The organism is Streptomyces sp. NPDC033221 (assembly GCF_055577005.1).
Genome location: NZ_JBVIQN010000043.1, coordinates 12,113 through 32,227, shown reverse-complemented (window position 1 = coordinate 32,227; position 20,115 = coordinate 12,113). Strand labels below are relative to the sequence as shown.

General features: G+C 67.4%; 16 protein-coding genes and 1 pseudogene. 10 read left to right on the top strand and 7 right to left on the bottom strand.

Features of this window, described 5'->3' with window-relative positions; translation table 11 throughout:
- Positions 1–358: 358 nt before the first annotated feature.
- Positions 359–1,255, bottom strand: a complete 897-nt coding sequence (locus ACZ53K_RS37215; RefSeq protein ID WP_468845922.1) for a tetratricopeptide repeat protein — start codon at positions 1,253–1,255, stop codon at positions 359–361.
- A 389-nt stretch (positions 1,256–1,644) separates the two neighbouring features.
- Here ACZ53K_RS37215 and ACZ53K_RS37210 point away from each other — a divergent pair, with 389 nt between their 5' ends.
- The 6 genes from ACZ53K_RS37210 (at position 1,645) to ACZ53K_RS37185 (ending at position 11,416) form a co-directional block, all read left to right on the top strand.
- Entirely contained in the window at positions 1,645–2,148 is a 504-nt protein-coding gene (locus ACZ53K_RS37210) for a hypothetical protein (protein WP_468845920.1), read from the top strand.
- A gap of 232 nt (positions 2,149–2,380) precedes the next feature.
- Positions 2,381–5,716 carry an ALF repeat-containing protein gene (locus ACZ53K_RS37205; RefSeq protein ID WP_468845917.1) on the top strand — a complete coding sequence of 1,112 codons (3,336 nt, stop codon included), beginning with the start codon at positions 2,381–2,383 and terminating at the stop codon, positions 5,714–5,716.
- Between the two features lie 424 nt (positions 5,717–6,140).
- Positions 6,141–7,589 (top strand): FG-GAP-like repeat-containing protein, encoded by a 1,449-nt coding sequence (locus ACZ53K_RS37200; RefSeq protein WP_468845914.1) that lies wholly within the window; start codon positions 6,141–6,143, stop codon positions 7,587–7,589.
- Between the two features lie 283 nt (positions 7,590–7,872).
- Complete coding sequence (locus tag ACZ53K_RS37195; RefSeq protein WP_468845911.1) at positions 7,873–9,765, top strand: DNA/RNA non-specific endonuclease; 1,893 nt, start codon at positions 7,873–7,875, stop codon at positions 9,763–9,765.
- 46 nt (positions 9,766–9,811) lie between these two features.
- Positions 9,812–10,861, top strand: a complete 1,050-nt coding sequence (locus ACZ53K_RS37190; RefSeq protein WP_468845908.1) for a hypothetical protein — start codon at positions 9,812–9,814, stop codon at positions 10,859–10,861.
- A gap of 192 nt (positions 10,862–11,053) precedes the next feature.
- Positions 11,054–11,416 carry a hypothetical protein gene (locus ACZ53K_RS37185; protein WP_468845906.1) on the top strand — a complete coding sequence of 121 codons (363 nt, stop codon included), beginning with the start codon at positions 11,054–11,056 and terminating at the stop codon, positions 11,414–11,416.
- A 106-nt stretch (positions 11,417–11,522) separates the two neighbouring features.
- Here ACZ53K_RS37185 and ACZ53K_RS37180 read toward each other — a convergent pair whose 3' ends face one another.
- Both ACZ53K_RS37180 and ACZ53K_RS37175 read right to left on the bottom strand, forming a co-directional pair.
- Positions 11,523–11,864 carry a hypothetical protein gene (locus tag ACZ53K_RS37180; protein ID WP_468845903.1) on the bottom strand — a complete coding sequence of 114 codons (342 nt, stop codon included), beginning with the start codon at positions 11,862–11,864 and terminating at the stop codon, positions 11,523–11,525.
- Between the two features lie 285 nt (positions 11,865–12,149).
- The gene (locus tag ACZ53K_RS37175; RefSeq protein WP_468845900.1) at positions 12,150–12,542 is read right to left on the bottom strand and encodes a hypothetical protein; all 393 of its coding nucleotides are present in this window, start codon (positions 12,540–12,542) and stop codon (positions 12,150–12,152) included.
- Between the two features lie 298 nt (positions 12,543–12,840).
- Between ACZ53K_RS37175 and ACZ53K_RS37170 the strand changes: the two genes are divergently transcribed.
- Entirely contained in the window at positions 12,841–13,866 is a 1,026-nt protein-coding gene (locus ACZ53K_RS37170; RefSeq protein ID WP_468845897.1) for an LAETG motif-containing sortase-dependent surface protein, read from the top strand.
- A 137-nt stretch (positions 13,867–14,003) separates the two neighbouring features.
- On the opposite strand, the pseudogene ACZ53K_RS37165 reads toward ACZ53K_RS37170, so the two are convergent.
- Positions 14,004–14,293: pseudogene (locus ACZ53K_RS37165) on the bottom strand (transposase); the annotation flags it as partial.
- Here ACZ53K_RS37165 and ACZ53K_RS37160 point away from each other — a divergent pair.
- Positions 14,259–14,696: a hypothetical protein gene (locus tag ACZ53K_RS37160; RefSeq protein WP_468845895.1), complete on the top strand. Its 438-nt coding sequence runs from the start codon at positions 14,259–14,261 to the stop codon at positions 14,694–14,696. The pseudogene ACZ53K_RS37165 and the gene ACZ53K_RS37160 overlap by 35 nt on opposite strands.
- Here ACZ53K_RS37160 and ACZ53K_RS37155 read toward each other — a convergent pair.
- The 3 genes from ACZ53K_RS37155 to ACZ53K_RS37145 all read right to left on the bottom strand — a co-directional run bounded on the left by ACZ53K_RS37155 (position 14,638) and on the right by ACZ53K_RS37145 (position 17,368).
- Entirely contained in the window at positions 14,638–15,426 is a 789-nt protein-coding gene (locus ACZ53K_RS37155) for a hypothetical protein (protein ID WP_468845892.1), read from the bottom strand. The genes ACZ53K_RS37160 and ACZ53K_RS37155 overlap by 59 nt on opposite strands.
- 277 nt (positions 15,427–15,703) lie before the next feature.
- Positions 15,704–15,970, bottom strand: coding sequence for a hypothetical protein (locus tag ACZ53K_RS37150; RefSeq protein WP_468845889.1), 267 nt, complete (start codon positions 15,968–15,970; stop codon positions 15,704–15,706).
- A 564-nt stretch (positions 15,971–16,534) separates the two neighbouring features.
- A complete protein-coding gene (locus ACZ53K_RS37145) occupies positions 16,535–17,368 on the bottom strand; it encodes a hypothetical protein (protein WP_468845886.1) in 834 nt (277 codons plus the stop codon).
- 479 nt (positions 17,369–17,847) lie between these two features.
- Here ACZ53K_RS37145 and ACZ53K_RS37140 point away from each other — a divergent pair, with 479 nt between their 5' ends.
- On the top strand, positions 17,848–18,297 hold the full coding sequence (locus ACZ53K_RS37140) for a hypothetical protein (protein ID WP_468845883.1): 450 nt from the start codon (positions 17,848–17,850) through the stop codon (positions 18,295–18,297).
- An 802-nt stretch (positions 18,298–19,099) separates the two neighbouring features.
- Positions 19,100–19,993 carry a DUF5655 domain-containing protein gene (locus ACZ53K_RS37135; protein ID WP_468845880.1) on the top strand — a complete coding sequence of 298 codons (894 nt, stop codon included), beginning with the start codon at positions 19,100–19,102 and terminating at the stop codon, positions 19,991–19,993.
- The last annotated feature ends 122 nt before the right edge of the window (positions 19,994–20,115 follow it).

Here is a 20,115-nt window from a genome sequence, read left to right as displayed (position 1 = left end):
TGCTTCTGGACGAGCACTGGAACAGCCGTATCGAGTCCGGTAGGCGTTCGCCAAGGCACAGTGCCTGGCCGCGGCCGATCACGCACGGATATGCACAACGCCCTACGCAGGAAGTCGCGTTCACGTAGCCTGACGCCCAGGCAGCAGCGAGTCCTGACTTCCTCACTCCCTCGCTCCTAAGCAGTTCCGTCAGGTGGAGATGAGGAGGCAGTGCATGACCGGTAATCACCGGTGTGATTGAGAGTCGTTGCTGTCGAGGCTGCGAAGGACCAGCCGCTGGTTACCGGTAGTCCGTTAATCCCTGCTACTGCCGGGTGTAACGGACTACCGGTAATACCTGGGGCTCATCGCACACCGGTCATGATTCGAAGCCATGGCTGTCGCCGTCGTCAATGCGACCGAGCAGTGCGCGGGCCTCCGCGACGCGAAAGTGGTGCATGCCGAAGGCTGCCAGGGCCGCATCGTAGGCAGCCGTGGCACAGGCACGGGCCTCGCTCTTGCGGCCCAGCCCCAGAAGGGCTGTGGCCTCGATCAGTCCGGCCGCGCCGCTCCCGGAATTGCCCGGGCCGTCAGGCGCATTCCGGCGCAGTTCCTTCGCATGCGCCACCTCGGTGAGAGCCTCATCGTGGCGTCTCTGACCGTTCAGGCTGCGCGCCAGACCAAGCCGCAGAACCCCCTGGAGCTCTCCCGTGACGCGGGGGTCGGCGAGGGGCCCGTATCTGAACGCGCGCAACGCGAGCGTTTCGGAGGCGAGAGCCTCGGCTTCCGCGTAGTGTTCCTGCGCGTTGAGAACGTGGATCAGGCCGTGCCGAGCGGTACCGGCCAGGATTGTCAAGCCCGGGTCCGCGTCGCGGCCGCGATCCACGATGCGGGCGACGGCTGCGCACTCCGTCTCGGCTTCGGCATACCGGGCGACCAAGGCCAGTGCGTGGGCGCGCTGCACGCGCAGGTTCAAGGTGTCGAAGTCGTCGGCGCCGAAGGCTTCGACGAAGACCGGCAGCACCGCGTCATACTCCGCAAGGGCCTCAGCGTGGCGGCCCTGGGAGTTCATCGCATTCGCGGCCAGACACAACGCCAGCGCCGAACCCACCTTGTCGCGCCGCCGGGACCGGGCCTCGGCAAGGGACCGGGCCTCGGCCTCCGCCTCGGCGTGACGTCCGGCCCGATCCATGGCCTGGGCCGGGGCCAGGGCCGAGCGGGAACGTTGCCTTTGCCGCTGCGCACCGTCTCGGCGGCGCCATCGCAGGAGATTCATGACTCAAATCATAGGAAGGCCGCGAACGCCTCTCCGACGGGCCATGCGTCAGGCACTCACCGAGCAGCGCTTCAACTGCGCCGCCGAGTGCCGGCACCAGCTGCGCCAAGAAACGGTGGTCGGCTGGACAAGCCGAGGACGCACTTGCGGAGATTTCACGAATCTTTTAACGCCAGAGCCTACAACCATATCCAACGGTGGCATGAATCACAGCAGAAATGACCGTTTTGCGCGTTATGTCATGCATTACTGGATGGATCTTCTTTTGATGTTCATTGATACTCATTGGCCGGTAATCACCCTGCGAGTCTGCGGGTGCCGGCTCGCAGGGTGACGCGCCCCGCGCGGGCGAGCCCGCAGCAACTCGACAAGATTTCAGAAAGAGAACAATGCGCCGACTGGCCCGAATTGGGTTGCTGAGTGGTTTCGTCTTCGCGCTTGCGTTGTACTTCCTGCAGGCCGTCCCGGGGGTATCCCGCGCCGAAGCCAACGGGCAGGCCACAGCAGATGACATGCCGTATGCAGTCGAGGACCTCAACTACCCGAACGCCGACAAGGTTTTCGCCGAAACGGGAATCAAGCTGAAGCGGGGGGACGGGCACATCACACTGGCATCCTGTGGAAGCGAGCAGGGGCTCCTGGAAGTCTGGTCCCGGAAGAACAATAAGGTCTGCTTCCGTGCCACGGGGAACTCCGGCTACCTGACCCTGGAAATCCCGAAGGTCTTTGCCTTCAAGGGAAATGATTACCAGACCACTGTCGACATGACCGTCGCCGAAACCGGTGAGGAGAAGTCGTTCAACGTCAGGAAGAATGCGTGGACGCCAGTAGGGGAGACAGCGGACAACGTCGGCGACGCACACACACTGGTCGAAATCTCGACTAAGAAATAAGGCGCACCTCGCTCCCCCGGTGGCGCACTGCTGAAATCGCCGATTGCCCAGCGTGCGCTTCCCTGTTCCGTGTGCGGTGACGGCGCTTTCGGAGAGAACCACCCGGCCGCTGACTGCCTTTCCGGCAACCGCTGCAAACAGTTGTTGTCACCGGGCCCTGCCAATGTCCGACGGCAGAGCCGGGGGATGCTCCTTCTTCCTTTCTGACGACCATGACTAGACAAGGTTTTTCGTGCAGACAACGTTCTGGAATCGTCGTCGCTTCGCCGCCGCTCTAGCGGCCACTGCGGCTGCCTCGTCGACGCCCCTGCTGTTCACAACCCCGGCCCGGGCCGCCAGCGCTCCCGGGGACGCGACTCCCCTGGCCCTGCCGGACACGGACCGGGCGAAGGTGGTCAAGGCATGGGTAACGGGCGGCAAGGCGGTCAAGGAGGCCGCCGCCTACGCCCTCAGCGGCACCGACAACGACATCACCGTATTTCTCACCGAGGAGTTGCCCAAGGCGACGCTGGAGGACAATCGAGTCGCCGTTCTCACCTACCTCGCCCACGGCGGGAAGGGGACGCGTCGGGACGCGGACAAGGCCCTGGAGGACGGTGACGATGCCATCGCCGCCTTCGTGAAAGACGGATACCGTTCGTCCATCATGGAAGACATGCGGGTCTCGACCCTTACCGTGATGAACACCGGCGGCACCGCCGTCCAGCGGGAGGGCAATGCCGCGCTGAACGCCGAGACGGAACAGGCTCTGGAGAAGTTCCTCACCGTCGGCCAGTACGAGGCCCGGCTGGAAGACATGCGTGTGGAGATCACCCGCAGTCTCAAGACTGCCGGCCCCGAGGTGACGAAGTATGCGAACCGTGCACTGAGCGGCACTGCGGATGACGTCCAGTGGTATCTGGACACCGGCCAGCACATCGCACGGGCCAGGGACCAGGAAGCCGCCACGATCGATCAGCTTCTCGCCATCGTGACGCACGAGGCCAAGACCGCCCGGCAAAAGACCGACCTGGCAGTGGAAGCTTCCCAACGGGCCACCACCGCTGCCAACAAGGCCAAGGCAGCGGCCGAGGAGGCCAAGCTGCAGGCGGAGGCGGCAAAAGACAACGTGAAGCTGTCGGCCGACGCTGCCCGCAAGGCCGCCGCCGCAGCAAGCGGCGCCGCCTCCGCTGCCCGGACCGCCATCAGTGCGTCCAACGCCGCCGTCACCGCCTCGCGCCGGGCCTCCCTGGCCGCCACCGCCGCCTCGCAGGCGGCGGCCGCAGCCGGGTCCGCTGCGTCGCGCGCCTATAACGCTGCGATCGCCGCGTCCAAGGACGCCTCGAAGACCAGCCGGGCCAAGGACGCTGCTGTCGCCGCCCGCGATGCGGCGGCCAAGGCACGCGATTCAGCTGCCGCCGCTGAGCAGGCGGCCATCGCCTCGGACCAGGCGGCCAGCGCCGGCGCTTCGGCTGCGTCTGCTGCGCGCAATGCCTCCGCCGCCGCCAACGCCTCCGCCCAGGCAGCCTCCTCGGCGGGTGTGGCCCAGTCCAAGGCGGCTGTGGCCAAGCGGCAGGCCGCGATCGCCTCAGCTGCCGCGGACCAGGCCACCAGCGCCGCCTCCCGGGCCCAGGCCCTGGCCAGCGCCGCAGCGACGAACGCCCGCACCGCCCACAAGGCAGCCAACGCCGCCGCCGAGCACGCGGAGAAGGCCGCTGACGCAGCCGACGAGGCGGTCAAGTACGCCGGGCAGGCGGTCGATTTCGCCAACAAGTCCACCATGTACGCCGAAGCAGCTGTCAAGGCAGCCAACGCCGCCACCCAGGCCGTCGAGGAAGCCGTCAAGGTGGAGCGGAAGGCCCGTGAGGCGGAGATGGCCCGCCTGGAGGAGGACCGCAAGCAAGGGATGCAGGAGGCCGCAGCCCTCGCGAAGATCGACGCTGCCGACCGCGCGGCCGCTGCGAGCAAGCGCACCCAGGAGCAGCAGACCGACCAGGCCACCAAGGACCTCATCGCCAAGGCCGAACAGGCACTCGCACGCGACGATCTCGGGGTCGCCGCCACGCTCGGCCGCAAGGCGGCCGTGGCGCTGCTGGACGCCAAGGGAAGCTGGACCCGTGAGGCCGCCCGCTTCGCCCTGTCCGGGAGCGACGACGATGTCCTGTCCTGGATCGACGTCGACCGGCCGGTCGCTGCCGCCCAGGATGACCGAGAAATCACACTGTTCATGGCGCAGGTTTCCGAGCCTGCTGTCGCGAGTGCGGCGGCAAACGCGCTGGCTGGCGACCGCCCCACGGGTGACTTCAACACCTCTGGTGTGATCAGGGCGCGGGAGATGGAAAACCGCGTCAACATCGTCCGCATCTTGTCCACCAAGACTGGCAAGGCGGTCACCGCCGCGTGCAACAACGCACTCGACACCGACACACCGGAAGCCCTGCAGAAGTTTTTCGACGTCGACCTTCCTGCCGCGGTCGAGGAGGACGACGCTGTCACCACCGTGACGATCCTGGCCCGCGGCGGCGCCTACTCCAGGGCATACGCCGACGTTGCCGCGGAAGGACCGGCGTGGATGCGCCGGAAGTTCGTCGACTCCATCCAGCACCTCGCCGCGCAGCTCGACTACGACTCCCTGTGCCATGAGGCCGCCATGAAGGCGTCCATCGCCACGGCAGCCAAGATCGCCCAGGATGCCCAGCGGGACGCAGCGCTGGCCAACCAGGTTGCCAAGGAAGCCCGCGGCAAGGCCGCCGAGGCCCAGCAGTGGGCCCAGAAGGCGATCGACTCGGCCAACAAAGCCCGCGACTACGCCGACGAAGCCAAGAAGAACGCCAAGGATGCCGACAAGTCGGCCGCCGACGCGAAAGCCTCGGCGGACAAGGCCCAGGACGCGGCCGCCACCGCCCGCAGCGCCTCCCGCTCGGCGAACTACTCGGCGAACCGCGCCGTCGACGCCGCTCGCCGCGCTCTTGCTTCCTCCTACAGCGCCAGCACTTCCGCGGCCAACGCGCGTCAGTCCGCGACCGCCGCCGGCCGGGACGCGAAGGACGCCGCTGCCGCTGCCAGCCAGGCCCGTAAGACGGCTGCCGACATGCGGACAGCTGAACTGAAGAAGGCCGCCCAGGAGGCTGCCCGGCAGTCACAGAAGGACCGGGACAACAAACACAACCCCTCCGACTCCGGGAGCAACGACAAGGTCAACCCGCAGGGGACCGAATCCGGTAAGAAGGACTGGTGGAAGGACCCCAAGTGGTGGGCCGACACCGCCGACACGGTGAGTGTGGCAGCAGGGCTCCTCGGCGCCGGATTCGCGGTCGCCTGCGTGTTCTGGCCGGCAGCGCCGATCCTCGGCAGCATCTCTGCCATCTGCTTCGGCATCTCGGGCATCGCCGCGGGCGTCAGCGCCATCGCCACCGGAATGGAGTACGGCTTCACGAGCGGGGAATTCGTCACTGCCATCGGTCGCCAAGCACTGAGTTTTGCGACGCGCGGCGCAGGAAAGGCGGTTTCCGCTGTGAAGCCGGTTATCCACAAGGTCGAAGAAGTAGCCGGAGACGCCATATCCACCATCACCAAGATTTTCGCCTAGCAATGAAATAAAAGGAAGACATCAGGTAAGGTCCACCGGCGGGGTCTCATTCCTATTTCCGTGAACGGCAGGCGCACACCGGAAAGCTCAGGCAGCACTTTGCCCGTGTAGTGAGCGTGCGAGTTCCACGGGAAGGCCATTCTTCGGAATAATCCCCGCCGGTGGCAGTGCTGGATGCCGACCCCTGGCCATGGAACGGGCAGATCGCCCCAGAGGTTACGGAACACCCTGACTCTTGCAAGACAGTATCGGAGCGCAGCTCTGCACCTTCGAACCGACTTGCGCAATCCCCCTACCGAATTTTTGACCACTCTTAAACAGGAACATCGCCATGCTTACCAGACGCTCTCGCGTCGGCCTTGCCGCATTCAGTGCCGCCGCCGCCATCACCGCCACCCTGACAACTGCTCCCATCGCTAATGCCGTGGTAGGCACAGTCGCCAAGGACGATGCCTCCCCCGCCGCGGCGAACCTCAACATCGGCGGCACCCGCAACTGCTCGGCCGTGCTCATCGATGAGCAGTGGCTGCTCACCGCCGCCAGCTGCTTCGCCGACAACCCCGCCCAGAGTCTCAAGATATCCGCGGGCGCGCCGAAGCTGAAGACCACCGCCACCATCGGCCGCACCGACCTGACGCAGAGCGGCGGCAGCATCACGGACGTCGTCGCTCTAGTCCCCCGCGGGGACCGTGACCTGGTCATGGCCAAGCTTGCCAGCCCGGTTACCGGCATCGCCCCCGCATCTGTCGGTACCGCTACCCCGCGTCAGGGTGAGGGTCTGACGGTCAGCGGCTACGGCCGTACCAAGGACCAGTGGGTGCCCGACCGCCTGCACAGCACGCAGTTCTCCCTGCAGACACTGCAGGACACCTCGGCCGGCATCGCCGGCACCTCGGACGGCGCCGCGATCTGCGCCGGCGACACCGGCGGCCCCGTTCTGCGCAAGCACGACGGCGGCTATGAGCTCGCCGGGGTCAGCAGCCGTTCCCGGCAGGGCGGTTGCTTTGGCCACGAGGACGAGAAGCGCACCGACGCCGTCATCACCCGCACCGACGACATCGCCGACTGGATCCAGACGGTACGTCTGACGACGAAGTTCCACAACGTCAGCGACGTGCTCACCTCCGCCGACTTCAACGGCGACGGCCGCACCGATGTCGCCGCGGTGATGACCGACGGCAACCTGCACGCCTTCTACGCCAAGCCGGACGGCACCCTGCAGTACGGCCGCGAACTGTGGACCCACGACGGCACCTGGGGCAGCTACCAGCAGCTCATCGGCGGCGACTTCAACGGCGACGGCCAGGGCGACATCATCGCCCGCCGCGACGACGGCCAGATGTTCCTCTACGCCAGTAAGGCCGACGGCACGCTGTCCCCGCGCGTCCCGGCCTGGTACGACGCGTCCTGGAAGACGATGCGGCAGATCGTGCGCTTCCGCGCCGACACTTCCGGGCGCGACGGCCTGGCCGCCATCTGGGGCGACGGCTCGCTGCACGCCTACACCACCAAGGCTGACGGCACCCTCAGCGGGGCCAAGCGCGACCTGTGGCATGACAAGTCCTGGGACGGCATGCGCATCCTGTCCAGCGGCGACTTCAATACCGACGGCAAGGACGACATCGTCGCCACCGACCCCGACGGCGGCTTCCGCCTCTACACCGGCAACGCCCAGGGCACCGTCACCCGCGCCCCCGACCTGTGGCACGACAAGTCCTGGAGCAGCATGCGCGCCCTGCTCGGCGGCGACTTCAACGGCGACGGCAAGGCCGACATCGCCGCCCGCTGGGGCGACCGCAGCCTGCACCTCTACCTCGGTGACGGCAAGGGCTCCCTGGCGGCCGGGCCCGCCATGTGGCCCACCGCCTCCTGACCGGGCGGAGTACCTGCGTCTCGTGGTGAGCGCCGGCTTTTGCAGCCGGGCGCTCACCACATGAGCAACGTCCGCTTCTCCACAAGGCCACGGACATGTGAGGCCGTGAGTCTTCGGCGCTTTCCCGTCCACTGCTGTGCGGGCGCGCCGCATATCCGGTGTGTCCGTTGCCCCTCCACCAAGACAGAAGACAAAGAAGAGAGACCTGACGAACGTGCAGATACGTCCCATAGACGCAGCTCGAAGACGTGCCCGGTCGACCGTACTCGCCGTACTGACCACGGTGACGCTGGGGCTCACCACGACTGGCATGGCCCCGGTGCAGCAGGCCGTGGACGAGAAGCCGCAGCAGGTCGGCGAGGTGAACTGGACGGGCCGGTCCGACACTCCGGCCCCCGTCACCGAAACCAGCGCCTTCCCGAAGGAATCCGCAGCACACTGCGAGCCCACGAAGACAGGCTCAAAGGAGCGTCTTGCGGGCGCCGTTAAGGCATGTGTGAGCGTCAGCCCCGCCTCGTCACGGATCGCCTCGTCACGGACCGCCTCCGTACGGACCGCCTCCGTACGGCCGCTCGTCGGCGGCAGCTGCGACATCACCAATCCCGGCAGCTACTCGTACGAACGCTTCAGATACTGCGTGACCGGGGTGAATGTCCTCTACACCCTGCGCGACAGCGACGGCGCGGAGATCGGGCACGGCACCCTGGAGATCTCCACTGATGCGACACTGCCCGCGAAGGGCAAGACGTGGAACGAGCAGGTCACCGTGAAGATGACCGGTGCGAGCGGAAAGGTCAATGCCCTCAACGCCAAGTTCCGCGCCTCCTGCACGGCCGGCTGCACAGCGACAAAGACCGCGCCCTGGTACGGCGGCGCCCTCACCGTGGGGCAGTCGCACACCGGCTCCGTCGCCTACTCTTCGGCCCCCGCGGCGGGCGCCGTCGCGGAGTTCAACACCTCCTACAAGCTGTACGTGACGTCCCCGGGCGCCACGGTCGTCGACCCGACCGCGGCGTGGGCGAACCCGCGCAAGATCCGCTGTGATGACGCTGTCCGGGACGTCGCGGCCAATCCCACCGCATCACCGGGCTGCGTCATCCCCTCGGTCATGCCCGAGGTGCCGGTCAGCACACGGGGATCGGACCAGGGCGCTGCCGTGGCGGCCTACCTGTGGGCCCAGAAAAACCTCGCCGACCGCTGGGGACGCGATACGCCGTTGACTCGGGCGAAGAGCGGCGTGGCCGACCGTACGAATCGCACCTGTGGAACTGCGTCGTCGAAGCCGTTCGCCGACGCAACGGACCTCATTCCGAGCGACAGCTGTGCCCAGTTCCCCTTTGCGGAGACCAAGGAGGGAGGCGCAGATGGCGCTCAGTGCGCTGAACTCATCCCGAACCCCGGCAACAACGGGTGGGTCATATTCGAGCTCGGCGGCGGTTCGAGCCTGGACTCCTCCAGGCGCTGCGTGCGTGCCCATGTATCGGCCGCCCACAAGAAGTTCGCCGAGGGCCAGCTGCACGACGGCTTCGAAAGTCAGCGGGTCATTGACGCCGAGCAGTTCAAGCTGGGGCTCGCGGCATCGATCGACTCCGCACACGCCGAGTGCCTGGGGGTCTCGCCGAAGGGGGCACGCCCGGCTGGCAACGGGTGGATCTTGAACACCACGGAACCGGTTGTCCACGTCAACAAGACCACCAACCCGCTGGGCCCAGCCGGCACCCGGGCGTCCGCGGCGCAAGCATGTCTGGGGAAGACGATCGGAGCGGGCAGCGCGGCCGGGGGAGACATCACCGGCTGGCAGGATGCGGAACTGTTCGCCCGAGCGAACCAACTTGACGCCGGGCTCTCCCGGTGCCACCTGATAGCCAACATTCTGGGCGGACGGATCTCGAAGAACCTCGTCCCCTGCTGGCAGGTAGGGATGAACACCGGCCCGGGCAGTATGTGGGATTACGAGTCCAAGATTCGTGACGAGGTGGCAAAACTGTCGTTCGGGGAGGACGACGCGATCCTGTACCAGGTAACGCCCAAGTACCTCGACGCCACCAGCACGATTCCCGTGGGAGTTACGATGAGTGCCAAGATCGAACGGGAAGACGGATCGGTGGATCGGTTGTTCCCCGATGTCTACATCCCCAATACCCAGGGCAACGGGCAGTTCAACCTCGGTAACTGATCCGCCCTCTCGCCCTTTTCATGCTGTTCGTCCACCGGGAGCCGGTATGAGCTTCACTACCCCGCCGCGGCCGCTCGACGTTGCCGCGCTCTTCCCTCAACTGGCCCCGCTGGCGCGTACAGCGACCCGGCTGCATCCCCGCCCCGGGTCTCCGTCCGCGCACGACAGTTCCGTCGGCGGGCCGCTCCTGTGGCCCGCCGACGAGCCCTGGCCGTACTGCGCAGGGCCGCACGTCAGGAGCAGCCTGGCGCAGGGAGTCCTCGCCCCGGAGGACGTACGGGTATTGCGGCGCATCCGGGCGGCAGTGGCGAGCCGGCGGAATCTCGGCCGCCAGGCATCCCGGCCTACGCCGGAGGAACTGGCGACCGAGAAGCGAATCTCTGAAGGCCGCCCGTGGCCCGAAGGCCCGGTCGCCATGCTGCCCGTGGCCCAGCTGTACCTTCGTGACATCCCCCAGCTCCGCACGTTCGAGCCGCCCGGGGCAGACCTCCTCCAGGTCCTCTGGTGCCCCTTCGACCATCCGGAGAACCCCAGAACTGCGCTGTTCTGGCGGTCCGCCGCCGAGGTCACCGATGTCCTCGCCGCCGCTCCCGAACCGCCCGTAGTCCAGCTCTCCGACTACCTGCCCGAGCCATGCATGCTCGCACCAGAGCAGGTCACCGAGTACCCGCACCTTCTGGAGCTGCGCAAGGAGGTGCAGAACCAGCTGGGCAACTGGGATACATGGCGGGCAGCAGATTCGGAGGTGGACAGCTCCTACGCATCCGCCCCGAAGGAGTTTTACGCGGAACACCTGTCAGTCGCCCCTGGCTGGAAGGTCGGCGGCTGGAGCCGCTGGGGACTCACCGACCCCATGGCCCGGCGCTGCCCCGAATGCGCCACCGAGATGGATCCGCTGCTGACGATCGCCTCGACCGAATGGAACGCCAGCAGCAAGAGCTGGGCCCCCGAAGAAGAGCGGACCAACCCCACGCCGCTCCTCCCCGGCACCCCTCCGGCGAACTTCACCATGATCACCCTGGCCCGGGGCTACGACCTGCAGCTCCACTCCTGTCCGGCAGCCCCGCACCATCCGCACATTGAGCTGATTCAGTAGGCAAGTCCGACACCCACGAAGGCGCCTCACGCCGGCCGGCCTGGTCGGACGGTCAGCTCAGCGCAGCGCTCGGGTACTGGAGTGGGCGTGGTCATGGCGGTCGGGTACTGCTAAAAGAACCGATTTCCCACTCTGGTATTTCCGGCGCGGGCGATCGGCTACCTACAACGGAGGGGGTAGCTGCTGGCGCGGGTGCTGGAGAACGCGCCGCCTGCCCTCGGCCCCGTCTCCGCGGTGCTGGCCACCTACAGCCGGTGCCCCTTCGACCCCGACGGCCCCCGCGGCGGGGGCAGCCCGCTCGGGTGGGTGCTGGAGTCCCTGCGGGCCCAGGCCGGCACGGCGCTGGGCGGAGATTGTCGTCGTCGACGGCGGAGTGCCAGTGCGGACGGTACGGCTGGACGGGCGCCGAGGTTGGGTACGGCGGCGGCGCGGACGGCCCGCGCCGTCGTCATCGCCGAGATCTTGGACGAGGACGGCGAACGCACCCTGTCCGTGATCGCGGTCCGCGGGACGGACCACTCACCTTCGACGACCGGACCACCCTTTTCGAAGTGAAGCCGGACCAGATGCCTGATCGCCATCCGCCCCTCCGCGCCCCCAACAGGACCAGGGCGTCCCCATTGGTGCTCTTTCAGCTCACCCATGAGCTTCTGCGTCCCGGCTAGTCGCCCACCAGGAGGAGATAGCTGCCGGGAGTGGAGGCGCAGTCCTGCAGGTGTGCGGCGAGGTCGCGGACGGCAGCGGTTTCGGAGCTGTCGGTGCAGCGGTCCAGGAGGTCTGGAATCTCGCGGAGTGCGGCCTCGGCTTCTTGCTCGTTGAGGAGGGTGTCGTTGTACGGGTCGACCGTCGAGAGCTTCCCCGACGTGTTGGAGGGAAGCGTGGCGATGAGCTGAGCCAGGGCTTCGCCATGCTCGTGGGACTGGCGGACCAGTGTCGGCTTGCGCTTCGAGCGCCGGCCGGGCCAGTGTGGGCGGCCGTTGTGCAGTTGCAGGTCGATCCCCATGAGCTGATTGTCTCGCAGCCGCACCCGACGCCAACGCGGGCATCCGCTCTTGAAGGGTCAGTCGAACTCGGTCGACCCGGCGCACTGAGACCGTGATCATTCTGGTTCTCTCACCGCTGCTGTACCGGGCGTGGCTGAGCACCGCTGACGGGTGCATAGCCACGCCCGCTTCCGTCGCGGGCCGGGTCAGAGCACAGAGCCTCATCGGGACGCGCCGACGTCGGGAATGACGGGATACGCAAGGGCCGCCGTACCTGCCACGGCATTGCGGGCCCAGGGGAAGACCTACTCCGAGGCGTGCCTCAGCACTCCGCTCGTGTGGAAGGTGGCGACGATCGGCGTCGAGGCCATGCCGTCAAGGTGCTGCTGCCCGCGGACGGCATGGTCGTAGGAGCGGCGAAGACCGGCGGGGACCAGGCCCAGACGCTCATCCGGAACGGGGTGGTCCTGGGCCTTGGCCCAGGCGCGGACAGCGTCGAAGTCCCGGGCGGGTGCCCCGTTGACTGCGTGACGGGGAAGCCGGTCGACGGTGAAGGCGGTCCGGGGCAGGGTGAGGCCGAAGCGGTCCTCGAAGACGGCCAGGGCACGCCGCTCGCGATCGCCGGCGTCGTCACCCTCATCCTTACGAAGACCGGTGCCGTCGGCCGTGAGGATCCGGGCGGCGACGAGATCAGGCACCAGCAGATCCGGCTCCTCACCCCGCCAGCGGGCAACCATGGAGCCAGCTGGCGTCACGCGTTGCGCCCCGTGTGACTGTGCCTTACCCAAGGCGTCGGATCAGGCGGGGCGCTGGCAGGCCACGCCCCGAGGACGGGCTGACCTGCGGACGCGTCCGGTGAGCACCGTCACACCGGGCACGTCTGCTCGGTGCACAACCATTCGATGGCCTCGCCGGTCACCTACCTGTTCGCCTACGGGGCCGTACCGCGCTTGCCCCACCGTCGGCCGTCAGTCCGGCTCCCCAAGAAAGGTTTCAATGAAGCTCCACCGTGTCCTGGCGACCGCAGTTGTCACGGCCGTCATCAGCCCCCTGACCCTGCTCGCGGCCCCCGCCGCGTCTGCGACGGATCAGGCACCGACGCCCAGTGCCACGCCCTCCGCGTCGGCCCCGGCCACCGCCTCGTCGACCGGCGCCGACGGCACCCACGGCGGTGACAGCGCTGCCGGTGACATGGGCAGTGGCAAGGCCGCCGCCGAGCGGCCGGCCGCTGAGCCGACGCCCACTGCCTCGGCCTCGGCGAAGCCGAGCACCACGCCGTCCCCCACCGAAACCCGCTCCACCTCCTGCTTCCCGATCTTCAATGTAGACCGCGGCAAGACAGGGCTGGCCGGCCTCCCGAGCAAGATCGTCGCCAATTCCGGCTGGCATGAGTTCACCTACCGCGTCACCAACGTCTCCAAGATTGCGGTGAGGGCGACCGACATCTCCCTCACCCTGGGCACCGCCGACCCGAAACTCAGCGACATCGCCGAACTGGACGTCACAGTGCAGTGGTTCAACCCGAAGACACACGCCTGGAAGCCCATCCAAGGCGAGGGCGCCAAGTTCCAGGACAACGACGACTTCGCCACCATCAAGCAGCTGAAGCCGGGCGAATACGCGGACGCCAAGCTGCGCATCAAGGCCGGCGGCAAGGCCAAGGCCGGCACGGGGTACTTCTTCACCATCGGGTACTCCTACGGCGAGGACGACCAGTGCGGCTTCGACAACATCAGCCAGTTCGACTTCACCGTCCTGTCCCCACACAGCAGGCCCGGCCCGGTCGACGATGCCAAGGGCAAGCCCGTGGACGGCAAGGGCAGGCCGGAAAAGCCGGGCACCGCCGGGAATCAGACGGCGTCGCACGGCGGCCATGACGAGCTCCCGGTCAGCGGCACGCTCGCGGAAACCGGCTCCTCGGACAGGCTGCCGACCCTTGCCGCCATCGGTGGCGCCGCCGTCCTCGCCGGTGCCGGGGCCGTCGTCATCACACGTCGCCGCAGGACCGGACCCCAGGCATAAGGAGCCGTGCACCCTGCGTCCGCTTCCACGTGGGCTACTCCCACTGCTACAGCGGTAGCGGGCGGTGTCGCTGAGGCACTGGGCTCCGCCAACGGGGCCCCGGGTGCCGATGCGATGCTGTTGGTCTTTTCGGGGTCCTACGCCTTCTTCGCCCCATCGATCGTGTGGTCGGCGGGGCGAAGTCGTGCGAAGTGGCTGATGCGGGTGCGGGCTCGGGGTGTGTCGGTGAGGTGGGCGTCGATGCGGACGAGGTTGATCGCGGCACCGGTGAGCTGGTGCTGGAGGCTGGTCTTCGAGAGGCCGCGGGAGCGGGATCTGCGCAGCCCGCAGCGCTGGACGCCCTGGGCGATGGTGCCCTCGCCCCCGCACGGACCTTGTAGCGTTCCTTCCACGTGTCGGTCTTCTGCTCGGCCCGTGCCGTCTGGAGTGGTGATCCCCGGGCCAGGGCCTACTACCAGACCACCCTGGCCGAAGCGGTCGCGCTCGACGGCGACCACCGGCTCGCCACCCGCACTCTGGCCGCCTCGCAGGCCAGCATCGAATGCACCGCATCGGCGCCGACCACCGCCTCGTGGGCCAGCCACTTCACCATTGGCCGCTGGGCCTACGCCTCCGGCATGATCCTCGCCAAAATGGGCGACTTCCGTGCGCCGCGCGGTGATTCGTTCCAGCAGCTCGGGATCCAGCATGCACAGGACCGCCCGGCCTCATCGGTCAAAAACAGCGATGCGCCCGCGCTCCGCACTGGAGAAGGCTTCAAGCAGCTCGTCGTCAGTGCGCCCAAGGCAGACGAACCGCCTCGATTTCACTGTCGTTCAACGATGCGTTGATGAGGGCAGGGGGCCCGGTAACCTTGGTGGCCCACAGATTGTAGTCGGTGCACAGGACCCACGAGCGGTCATCGGCCCAGAGGTTGGACAGGCTGAAGTCAGCCTCGGACTGGTCGTACAGGATCTCGGCGTCGCCGAGCCGGTCCGTACGCATGTGGAGGTTGTCGAAGTCGATGGCCCCGAGCATCAGCGGGTTGTAGTAGGCCAGGCAGCGAGTGTCCGGGCCCGCAGGACTGAACTGGGTGAGGGTGGCGATCAGCCGGTTCCAGGTCTCACGGTCCAAGCTCCCCTCGGTCGGCGGGCCCACGCCCAGCGGCCAGCTGCCCTCCTTCTTGGCCGTGGGAAAGCAACGGTAGGAGGGCATCAGCCCGTCGGGCACAACCGGGTCGCCGTTGCGCCGGGCCAGTTCGGCCGCCGCCAGCCGGGGCCCGGGTGCTGGGCACGGCCCAGCCCCCTCCCGTGGTGATGCCCACGGCGTCGAGGTCGATGCCTCCAACGACGTGCGGCTGGACACTCCCGTCCGCCAGCCGCGCCTGGTGGTACTCGTGGTACGACACATCGGCCGACCCCTGCTGTGCTCGTACATGGCGTTGAACACCCACACGGCGTCAGGCATCGCCGGAGGCATGAACCCGGTGATGCCATCACCACACAGCTCCAGCAGCCAATCGGCGGCCTCGGAGGGCACGAGCGGCCACAGGCTTGATATCAGGTTCGGCCCTTCGGGCATGCGCCCATGATCCCAGGCGCGAACCGCCCTCCCGCAAAGGGCCGGCACGAGTACCCCGAGAGCCGGTCACACCAGCCCTTTGACCTGCTACTGCAAGTTGGCGGCAGCTCACTGCGTTGCCCGTAACCCTATGGATCGTGACCGGAGTCGGCCACCCCGGTCTCGATCGTGCGAGGCAGCCCGCTGCCCGCTGCCCACGTCGGGCGGTCCCGGACGGCCATGGTGGTGAGGCACCCAGCAGCCGGGTCAGCCGCAGGTTGCCGGTGACAGAAGACGATCAGCGTACGGGGGTTCCCTTGCGGCTGGCGATCGCCACCTCGATGTCGTTGCGGCTGAACTCGCGGAGGCTCTCGACGCCGTCCGCGGTCCATCCTCGGATGATCGGCTTGAGGGCATGGGAGTAGCCGAAGATGCTGCGGTAGCTGCGGCCCGCGTGCTCTTGTGTGCCCTCGCCGCGCACGACCTCGACCCAGGCCCTCAGCTCCTGCGCGATCGTCTCGGGCGGAGCGCCGAGTTCCTGTTCCAGTCGTATCTGCTCCGGCAAGGTACTCGGAGACGGGGAGAGCGGAAGCAGGTCGGTTCTCGACCGCACGTCGTCCGTGGACGCGCACATGGAGCGGCGGGTCGAACTAGAATTGCGTCCACGACTGGGTCTCGGCCCTGCGGCCGTGGGTCGCCACGTGTGTATGCCCCCCGCGGCAGCGTCCTTCGACGAGTAGCGGGTTGGCCTGGCGCAACCCGCTGGCTCCTGGAGCACGACGTCCTCACGGACGACGTCCAGCACGGCCTACACCTCATCGACTCCCTCGAGACGACTACCTACTGACATACCTCATGGCAGAACCGCTGACATCTCGTAGCAGAGTCCACTGCCATCTCCATGGCAGACGACACGGTGTAATGCGAGGCGGCTTCGAAGGCATACGGCGGCCGTGACGCTCGTTTGACGCTCCGGACCTTCGACACCCTGCCTTATGTGCCAAGAAATGCCTCCTGACCTGCATTTTTCCTAGCCTTTGGCTGAGGCGACGCGTTTCCGTTACAACTACCGCCGACCCCACACCGGCATCAACGGCCGCATCCCAGCCAGCCGCGTTACCAACCTCTCCTAGAACTCTGTGGCCGCCCCGCCGGTTCCGACCAGGAAGGTGCGTACCGAGCTGACGAACGCCCCGCGGGACTCGTCATAGCCAGTGCGAGGACGCAGCCAGCGGTCCTCAGCAGCAAGGAGGTCCCACGAAACCGGATTGCCGGCGACGGCCAGGAGCCAGTGCAGGTCGTCTTCCGTCAGCACACCGCTCTCCGCCGCCGCGCCGTCGCCTGCAAGGACGCCACTCTCCCGGATCAAGTACTCCAGGTGGTCAAGGTCGTCGGGGCGGTCGTCGTCGTCCCGGTTGCCCCAGCCTTCGAGCATCACATGCGCCAGCCAGGCGCAGCTGTGCGCGTCACTGACCTCGCATCGCTCCTCGCACCGCTCCGCGTTTCCCGGACACCACCGTCGCTCCAGGGCGTCCAGCGCGGATCGCACCACGGCCCGCCTGACCGCATACCGTTCCATGCACGCGCACCGCTCCCATACCGCCTCCGCGTGCCGGACAACGACGTCGGGGCCGAGGAGCCGTAGTTCCGAGCACGCTTCCATCAGTGCCTGATATCTGGCGCGCAGTTCCTCCGCCCGGGATCGCGAGTCCACCTCTCTCAGCCGCCAAACCGCGTCGACGAACGCGTCCGAAGCCCGCAGGAACGCTGTCCACACCTCGCGCCGCTGCGCCTCCAGCTGCAGCTCCCGCTCCACGGCAGCCTGCGAACTCATCGACTCCAGGGTGAGGCGGCGCCCGAACTTGGTCTGCCAACGCACCACCACGACCATGCCGAGGGCCGCCACCCCCGAGAAAACCGCCCCGAGCGCCGTGAAGGCGGCGAGCACATCCTGTACGTCCACCGGTCCACAGTGCCCTCTGGCGGGCGCGTGAGCGCGGCCAAGACCGAACGGCACGCACCTTGTCACTGAGCCGGGCAGGAACGTGTCGCTCCATGTTCACAGCTGTTTGTTGGGCAAGAGACAAGAATTCAGCTCGCATGGGCTTGATCTGGGAGCTGAACTCTTTGGCGCGCAAGTGATGGCGGTGACCTGCGCACTAAATTGTTCAATGCGCAGGTCACACGGGGTGCCCCTCAAGTGTGGCCGCACCGCCGTGTGTGATTGCCAGCCACGTACCGGCTTCGGGCCCCTCCAGCTTCCTTCAGCCTCGGATGCGAGGTGGGTGGTAGCGACGGAGCTTGCGCGCTTCCGTGGCTTCGTGCCCTCCGGTCGGCAGAATCAGTGCTGGTTGGCCCGTTGGGATCTGGTGGCAGCCCTATCCCAGTGAAACATTCGGGTGCATGGGGAAAAGTGAAAGCCACCAGCCGTGGCCCACCTTCGTGGCCTTCGTCCGCATCACCGACGGCGATGTCGCCGAAGCCTCACTGACTCCCCGAAGGGGCCGGAAGTACATCAAGGTCCGCCTGACGACGAACCTGGCCGGACTCGAAACCCTTCTCGACCGCCTGAAAGCCGGAGAAGGCATACGCGTGACGGTCCCGGATCCGCCCACGCCTGTGGGCCAGATCGTCATCACGCGCAGTGTCCGCCGGGGCGCCCTGGTGGCGGGGTCGCAGAAAGGGAAGGGCCAACAGGCGCTGATCGAGCTCGTGACGTCCGCGGTGGAGATGCACCACGAGACGAAAGCTGTCCGACAAGCGCACGAGGCGGCGAAGAGCCGTGAGCAAGAGCGGCTGCGGGCGGCGCACGGACGGCCGGACGAGCGGATCCCCTCGGTCAGCCTGCGTACGGTTTCCGGGGGCCTGCCGACCCTGGGGCGCCGCAGGTGAGGAGCCGCCCGTCAGTGTGCGTCGGCTGTCCGGGCGAGGGTTCTGGGCCGCGTTGAAGGCGGCGGTGGGGTCTGGTGCCGACTCACGCGAAAGTGTCCTGCATTTTTGCAGTTCGTGTTCCGGGTGCCTCGCACCCGCTGCGCCACACGGCCCGACGTAAGCGCATGTCAGAGCCCCTGCTGTCAGGACACCGGCGTGAGAGGCCAACGGATGCTGAGCCGCGAGTCGGCAGTGGCCATCGTCGCTGTGCACGATGACATGGCACAGGGCTGCTTTTGCCATGTACGGTTGAAACAGAGCGGAGTTGAGGCGCATGCACGACCCGCATCCCCACAGCGGCGGTCGGGATTCAGGCAGTGAGGCTGTGAGGCTGTGAGGCTGTAGTCAGTCCTGCTGGCCATGGCTGAGGTACAGGCGTTGATGTTCGCGAGCCGTTTGGAAGATCCGATAGTCCTTGAAGCCCCGTTCGTGAGCAGTGTTCGGAGTCGGAAGACGGCTTCGGCCCCTTCGATGCCCCAGCGGGGACAAGGGCAGGGCTCGAACCTGCGGCCAAGTGCTTAGAAGGCACTCGATCCATCATCGAGTGCATGGCGCCTGACCTGGGCAAACGCGCTCTTCCCGAGCTGTCCTCCGGGGCGCGGGGGACGCATGGGGGAACGGCAGGCTTTCGATGTCTGGGGGACACGAGAGGTCCGGGTGCCCGCTGTCAGGCTCTCACATCATCTTCACCGATTCGCGGCTCTCCGCAGAAACAATCGTGGCTCTCGTAGGCGTTGCAGGTCGCGGAGTCGAAGAGGGGAAGGTGTCGGGGCTGAAGTTGTTCCACACGACGACCGGGGGTGTGAGCGAGGTCGCGCCGCGTCTTGCTGAGGTCGAGGCGGATGTGCAGCATCTCATCGAGGCGCACATGGAGACGATGCTGGGCGTGCGGTTCCTGGCGAGCGAGTACAGCACCGGGCCGGTGCACGGTGGACGGATCGACTCGCTGGGTCTGGACGAGAACGACGCGCCGGTGGTCGTCGAGTACAAGCGCGGCACGGACGCGGGCGTGATCAACCAGGGCCTTTTCTACCTGGCGTGGCTGATGGACCACCGTGCCGAGTTCGGGCACCTGGTCCGTGAGCGCCTGGGGGCGGCTGCCGCGTCCCGGGTGCGGTGGAGCGCGCCGCGGCTGATCTGCGTGGCGGGCGACTTCACCCGCTACGACGTGCACGCCGTGCGAGAGCACCGGCGCAGCATCGACCTGGTCCGCTACCGTTTCTACGGCGAGCAGCTCGTCGGCCTGGAGACGGTGGCCTCCGTCACGGGGCAGACGGCGACACCCGGGACGGCCCGCCGCCGGCGCGCGGACGCGAGGACGCGCGGGCACCTGATGCAGGGGGCGATGGCCGAGCTGGCCGCCGCGGTCGACGAGACGCTGCTGGGTCTGGGGCAGGACATCACCACGACCGAGAACCGCCTCTACCGGGCGTACCGGCGGCTGCGGAACTTCGCCTGCGTGTGCCCGCCGCAGCAGACCAAGCTGCTCGTCTACCTCAAGGCCGACCCGAAGGAGACCGGCCTGGTTCCCGGCTTCACCCGGGACGTGACGGGGCTGGGCCACCACGGCACCGGCAACCTGGAGGTCCGGCTGCGCACGGAGCGGGACCTGGAGCGGGCCCAGGACCTGTTCCGCCTCAGCTACGCCGCGGCGTAGTGAGGACGTTGCCGGGGACGTCGCGGACGCGGTGAAGTTGTACCTGGGGCAGTGGCGCGGCCTTTTGACGGTTACGGGTGGAAGTGGTGGTGGACTCTCAATGATGCGGTGGATCCCCGGTT

Excerpts from the sequence above, each read along its gene's own strand:
- ACZ53K_RS37180 (WP_468845903.1), bottom strand. The coding sequence starts at position 11,864 with ATGGGGATCGACCTGCAACTGCACAACGGCCGCCCACACTGGCCCGGC.
- ACZ53K_RS37190 (WP_468845908.1), top strand. The coding sequence starts at position 9,812 with ATGAGCTTCACTACCCCGCCGCGGCCGCTCGACGTTGCCGCGCTCTTC.
- ACZ53K_RS37210 (WP_468845920.1), top strand. The coding sequence starts at position 1,645 with ATGCGCCGACTGGCCCGAATTGGGTTGCTGAGTGGTTTCGTCTTCGCG.
- ACZ53K_RS37215 (WP_468845922.1), bottom strand. The coding sequence starts at position 1,255 with ATGAATCTCCTGCGATGGCGCCGCCGAGACGGTGCGCAGCGGCAAAGG.
- ACZ53K_RS37170 (WP_468845897.1), top strand. The coding sequence starts at position 12,841 with ATGAAGCTCCACCGTGTCCTGGCGACCGCAGTTGTCACGGCCGTCATC.
- ACZ53K_RS37155 (WP_468845892.1), bottom strand. The coding sequence starts at position 15,426 with ATGCCCGAAGGGCCGAACCTGATATCAAGCCTGTGGCCGCTCGTGCCC.